The 6,133-nt window shown below is 69.3% G+C and carries 3 protein-coding genes; 1 reads left to right on the top strand and 2 read right to left on the bottom strand.

Translation table 11 applies throughout. The features are described from left to right. A partial coding sequence (locus tag ETD85_RS59395; protein ID WP_138698612.1) for a kinase occupies positions 1 to 558 on the bottom strand: 558 nt, incomplete at its 3' end. A gap of 142 nt (positions 559 to 700) precedes the next feature. On the opposite strand from ETD85_RS59395, the gene pepN reads away from it, so the two are divergent. Further along, complete coding sequence (gene pepN / locus ETD85_RS59390; RefSeq protein WP_138698611.1) at positions 701 to 3,364, top strand: aminopeptidase N; 2,664 nt, start codon at positions 701 to 703, stop codon at positions 3,362 to 3,364. 197 nt (positions 3,365 to 3,561) lie between these two features. Here the strand turns inward: pepN and ETD85_RS59385 are convergent, their stop codons facing one another. Then, entirely contained in the window at positions 3,562 to 5,964 is a 2,403-nt protein-coding gene (locus ETD85_RS59385; protein WP_138698610.1) for an ATP-binding cassette domain-containing protein, read from the bottom strand. Positions 5,965 to 6,133: the final 169 nt, after the last annotated feature.

The following is a 6,133-nucleotide window of genomic DNA, read 5'->3' as shown; positions in this document are numbered from 1 at the left end:
GGCTGAAGGGGTCAACGTCTCCGAGAGCACCCGCCGGACCGTTTCTTGGAGTGAGCTGTCCTGGTGGATGACGGTTTCGCAGCTGCCGGGCAGGAGATCTCGCTCGACGTACCACGCGCGCATCTCGTCGGCTCCGAAGTTCGCGCTCTGCGGCCGGGTGGCGTGGCGGCGGAGGGTTTCCTCGAACGGCACGTCCAGGTAGTAGAAGTGGCTGTTGCCCGGGTGATCCCGGCGCAGGGCTTGGAGCATCGGCGCGTACCTGCTGGCGGCGAGGATGCCTTCGAGGATGACGTGGTGGTCGTGGGCCAGGGCATAGCGGGTGACGGTGTCGATGAGGCCGATGTTGACGCCGCCGGGGAGGTCGAGCTCGCGGAGGAGGTCGCGACGGAGCACGTCCTGGCTGACTATGGCCAGGCCGCGTCGGCCGTACGCCTCTCTGAGGGTTTTGGCGATGGTGGTCTTGCCTGAGCCGGAGTTCCCGCGCAGGACGATCAGCTGCGTGCGCTCCGGCGAATCGCCTCGGACGTGCGATGCGGTCTCGGCCTGCGGGTCATGCACACGAGCGAGCGTACCGACTTCGTGGCGGACCGGGTGGTCGAGGCAGCCGTGGTTGGCGGCCGGTTGCTGGCACTCAGTAGGGCATTACGGGCTGGTTGTAATGATTAGTTCCGGGTCAACCGGATCATGGCAGCATGTCATCATGCCCGTATTGACACGCGACGAAGCGCAGGCCCGTGCCCAGCTCCTGGACGTCCATCGGTATGCGATCGAGCTCGATCTCACCACCGGCGACGAGACCTTCGACTCCCGTACCGTCATCACGTTCACCCTTCGCGCCGACGGCGACACCTTCGTCGAGCTCCAGCCCGCCCAGCTGCGGAGCGTCACCCTGGACGGCGCTCCCCTCGACCCGGGCACGCTCGACGGTAACCGCCTGCCGCTGAAGAATCTGGCGTCGGGCGAGCACGAACTGCGCGTCGATGCCGCCATGCGGTACTCCCGTACCAGCGAGGGCATGCACCGCTTCACCGACCCCGCCGACGGCGCGACCTACGTCTACACCCAGCTGTACATGAACGACGTGCAGCAGGTCTTCCCCGCCTTCGACCAGCCCGATCTGAAAGCCGTCTTCGAGGTCAGCGTCACCGCCCCCGAGGGCTGGACCGTGCTCAGCAACGGCGTCACCGAGCAGCAGGCGGACGGCCGCTGGCGGGCTGCGCCCACCCCGTTGCTGTCCACCTGCCTGATAGCCGTCGCCGCCGGCCCGTGGCATTCCCGGCACACCGAGCACCGCGGCATCCCCTTCGGCTGGCACTGCCGCCGCTCGCTGGCACCGTACCTGGACGCCGACGCCGGCGAACTCTTCGAGATCACCCGGCAGTGCTTCGACCGCTACCACGAGAAATTCGACGAGCCCTATCCCTTCGACTCCTACGATCAGGCATTCGTGCCGGAGTTCAACACCGTGGCGATGGAGAACCCCGGTCTTGTCACCTTCTCCGAAGAGCGCCTCTTCCGCTCCGCCGTCACCGACACCGAGCGGCAGGCCCGCGCCGTGAGCATCGCCCATGAGATGGCGCACATGTGGTTCGGGAACCTGGTCACCCTCAGGTGGTGGGACGACATCTGGCTGAACGAGTCGTTCGCCGAGTACATGGGCTACCAGATCTGCGCCGAGGCCACCCGCTTCAGCGGCACCTGGGTCGGCTTCGGAATCGTCCGCAAGGCTTGGGGATATGACGCCGACCAGCGTCCCTCCACCCATCCCGTCGCGCCCGAGGTGGTCGACGACACCGCGGCCGCGCTGCTCAACTTCGACGGCATCTCCTATGCCAAGGGCGCTTCCGCGCTGCGCCAGCTGGTGGCCTGGCTGGGCGAGAAGGACTTCCTCGCCGGCATCAACACCCACTTCGCCCGCCACAGGTTCGCCAACGCGACCCTCGCCGACTTCGTCGCCTCCCTCGCCTCATCCACCGAACGTGACGTCGACGCTTGGGCAGGCAGCTGGCTGCGTACCACCGGCGTTGACACCCTCACCCCGGAGGTCACGCCCGGCGAGAGCGGCACGTACTCTCTTGCCCCGGAGGTCACGCCCGGCGAGAGCGGCGCGTACGCCCTCACCCCCGAGGTCACACTGGGGGAGAATGGCGCGTACGCCCTCACCCCGGAGGTCGCGCCTGGCGAGGACGGCACGTACGCCCTCACCGTCGGACGCGACGGCAGCCGTCCGCACCAGATCGCCGTGGGCCTGTACGACCGGGACCCGGCCGACGAGGGCCGCCTCACCCTGCGGGATCGCCTCGACCTCGACGTCCCGCAGGCCGCCCCGCTGCCCATCGGCAAACGCCCGGCCCTGCTGCTGCTCAACGACGGCGACCTGACCTACGCGAAGGTCCGTTTCGATCCCGGCTCCCTCGACACCGTCCGCAGGAGCCTCGCCGGCCTGCCCGACCCGCTCACCCGCGCGGTCGTCTGGAACGCCCTGCGCGACGCCGTCCGCGACGGCGAACTCGCCGCCACCGTCTACCTGGAGGCCGCCCGCGCCCACCTCCCGCACGAGGCCGACCCCGCCATCGTCCAGGGCGTCCTCGCCTTCGCCTCCGCCCACATCGCCGACCGCTACCTCCCGCCCGCAGGCCGGCCGGCCGCGCTGAGCACGCTAACCGCCCTGTGCCACGATCTCCTTCGCCGTGCCGAGGACGGCGGCAACCCCGACCTGCGACTGATCGCCGTACGTCACCTCATCGATGTCGCCGCCCAGCCGGGCACGATCGCCGCATGGCTCGCCGACGGGGCCGTCCCCGGCGGGCCCGAACTCGACCCCGAGCTGCGCTGGCGCGTTCTGGCCCGCCTCTGCGTGCTCGGCGCCGCCGACGAGGCCGCCATCGCCGCCGAGCTGCGGCGCGACCCGAGCGCCACCGGCCAGGAGGGCGCCGCCCGCTGCCGGGCCGCCCTGCCGGACGAGGAGGCCAAGGCGAAGGCGTGGGACGCCATGTTCGCCACGGACTCCCGCAACGATCTGTCCAACTACCTCTTCACCGCCACCGCCCAGGGCTTCTGGCAGCCCGAGCAGCTCGACCTGCTGCGCGAATACGTCCCCCGCTACTATCCCGACGCGGTCCGCGTCGCCGCCCGCCGCGGCGCCGCCATCGCCAGAGCGGCGGCCAGGCAGGCCTTCCCCATCCACGCCATCAACGCCGAAGCCCTCCGTCTCGGCCGCGAGTGCCTCAGCGACGGCGAGCCCACTCCCATGCTCCGCCGCGGCCTGGCCGATCAACTCGACGACCTGGCCAGGGCACTGCGGATAAGGGACGCGATATCCGGATCGGGGCATGACGAGCGTTCGGGCGATAAGTCCCGATAGCGGGTGGCCGCAGCTGACTATTCGATCTTCCTGCTTGCCGGGACCGCCTCACCCTCGGCGTCCATACCGATTGGGCTCTTGAGTGAAGGTGAGGCGGCTGCTTCTCGGGCGCTGTTCGACCGGCCCGCGGCTGCGGCGCGGGCCGTCGTGTCGTCGGTTTGCTGTACGGCTGGTCAGGGCACCGGCGGTTCGCTGGGTTACCGGGCGGGCTGGGCCGCCTTGCCGACGTAGGCCGCGAGGTGTTCGCCAGTGAGGGTGGAACGGGCTGCGACGAGGTCGGCAGGGGTGCCCTCGAAGACGATCTGGCCGCCGTCGTGGCCCGCGCCGGGGCCGAGGTCGATGATCCAGTCGGCGTGAGCCATGACCGCCTGGTGGTGCTCGATGACGATGACGGACTTGCCGGACTCCACGAGGCCGTCGAGGAGCGCGAGCAGCTGCTGGACGTCGGCGAGGTGGAGACCGGTGGTCGGCTCGTCGAGGACGTAGATGCCGCCCTTGTCTGCCATGTGCGTGGCCAGCTTGAGCCGCTGCCGCTCCCCGCCGGACAGCGTGGTGAGCGGCTGGCCGATGGTGAGGTAGCCGAGCCCGACGTCGGCGAGCCGCTGGAGGATGGCGTGGGCGGCGGGGGTGCGTGCCTCGCCGGTGCCGAAGAACTCCTCGGCCTCGCTCACCGACATCGCGAGCACCTCGCTGATGTCGCGGCCGCCGAGGTGGTGGTCCAGCACCGATGCCTCGAACCGCTTCCCCTCGCACACCTCGCAGGTGCTGGCGACGCTGGCCATCACCGCGAGGTCGGTGTAGATGACGCCGGCGCCGTTGCAGTTGGGGCAGGCGCCCTCGGAGTTCGCGCTGAACAGCGCCGGCTTTACGCCGTTGGCCTTCGCGAACGCCTTGCGGATCGGGTCGAGCAGACCGGTGTACGTCGCCGGGTTGCTGCGTCGCGAGCCGCGGATGGGGGCCTGGTCGACCGACACGACGCCCGCGGAGGCCGGGATGGAGCTGTGGATCAGCGAGCTCTTGCCGGAGCCGGCCACACCGGTGACGACCACGAGCACCCCGAGCGGGACGTCCACGTCGACGTCGCGCAGGTTGTTCGTCGCCGCGCCGCGGATCTCCATCGTGCCGGTGGGCTTGCGCACGCTCTCCTTGAGGGTGGCCCGGTCGTCGAGATGGCGGCCGGTGATGGTGCCGCTGGCCCGCAGCCCCTCGACGCTGCCCTCGAAGCAGACGGTGCCGCCCGCCGCGCCGGCGCCGGGGCCGAGGTCGACGACGTGGTCGGCGATCGCGATCGCCTCCGGCTTGTGCTCCACGACGAGCACCGTGTTGCCCTTGTCCCGCAGTCGCAGCAGCAGGTTGTTCATCCGCGCGATGTCATGGGGGTGCAGGCCGATGGTGGGCTCGTCGAAGACGTAGGTCACGTCGGTGAGCGCGGAGCCGAGGTGGCGGATCATCTTGGTACGCTGCGCCTCGCCGCCCGACAGCGTGCCCGCCGGCCGATCGAGCGAGAGGTAGCCCAGCCCGATCTCCACGAACGAGTCGAGTGAGTGCAGCAGCTTGCCGAGCAACGGCGCCACCGACGGCTCGTCCAGGCCGCGGACCCATTCGGCCAGGTCGCTGATCTGCATCGCGCAGGCGTCGGCGATGCTGACGCCCTTGATCAACGAGGAGCGGGCGTCCGCGCTGAGCCGGGTGCCGTCGCACTCGGGACAGGTGGTGAAGGTGACCGCCCGGTCCACGAACGCCCGGACGTGCGGCTGCATCCCCTCCTTCTCCTTGGAGAGGAACGACTTCTGGATCTTCGGGATCAGCCCCTCGTAGGTGAGGTTGACGCCGTCGACCTTCACCTTGACCGGCTCCTTGTAGAGGAAGTCCTGGAGCTCCTTCTTGGTGTAGTCGCGGATCGGCTTGTTGGGGTCGACGAAGCCCGACTCGGCGTAGACCCGTACCGTCCAGAAGCTGTCGGACTTCCAGCCGGGGATGGTGAACGCGCCCTCGGCGATCGACTTGGAGTCGTCGTAGAGCTGGCTGAGGTCGAGATCGGAGACCGTGCCGCGGCCTTCGCATCCCGTACACATGCCGCCGATGCGGGTGAACGTCGCTCTCTCCGCCTTACGGGCGCCGCGTTCGACCGTGATCGCACCGCTCGCCCGGACCGTGGGAACGTTGAAGGAGAACGCCTGGGGCGAGCCGATGTGCGGCTGGCCGAGCCGGCTGAAGAGGATGCGCAGCATCGCGTTGGCGTCGGTCGCGGTGCCGACCGTGGAGCGGGGGTCGGCGCCCATCCGCTGCTGGTCGACAATGATCGCGGTCGTCAGCCCTTCGAGTACGTCTACCTCGGGTCGCGCCATCGTGGGCATGAAACCCTGGACGAAGGTGCTGTAGGTCTCGTTGATCAGGCGCTGCGACTCCGCGGCGATCGTGTCGAACACCAGCGAGCTCTTGCCCGAGCCGGAGACGCCGGTGAACACCGTCAGCTTGCGCTTCGGGAGATCGACGCTGAGGTCTTTGAGGTTGTTCTCGCGCGCGCCGTGTACGCGGATCAGATCGTGGCTGCTGGCAGTGTGCGGCGCAGGCGACTGCGGGTCCGTCCTCGTGTCCATGCTCTTCGTGTCTCCATCTGTTGAGCGGGCCGTTTTGCGGGTCTCCGCAGGCGTCGCCGGGCTCGATCTGACCAGCTTAAGGGCGGTTCGTCTGGTTTTTCGCCGTTGGTGTTGGTCGCTGCAACGGTCTCCTGTCTACCTGATCGTTGGGGTTTGGGGTCGGGGGTGG

It is taken from the genome of Nonomuraea zeae (assembly GCF_005889725.1).
Lineage (GTDB): Bacteria > Actinomycetota > Actinomycetes > Streptosporangiales > Streptosporangiaceae > Nonomuraea > Nonomuraea zeae.
This window is presented reverse-complemented; position numbering and strand designations above follow the sequence as displayed.

Bases quoted from the DNA above. Each gene is read 5' to 3' on its own strand.
- pepN (WP_138698611.1), top strand. From the start codon at position 701: ATGCCCGTATTGACACGCGACGAAGCGCAGGCCCGTGCCCAGCTCCTG.
- ETD85_RS59385 (WP_138698610.1), bottom strand. From the start codon at position 5,964: ATGGACACGAGGACGGACCCGCAGTCGCCTGCGCCGCACACTGCCAGC.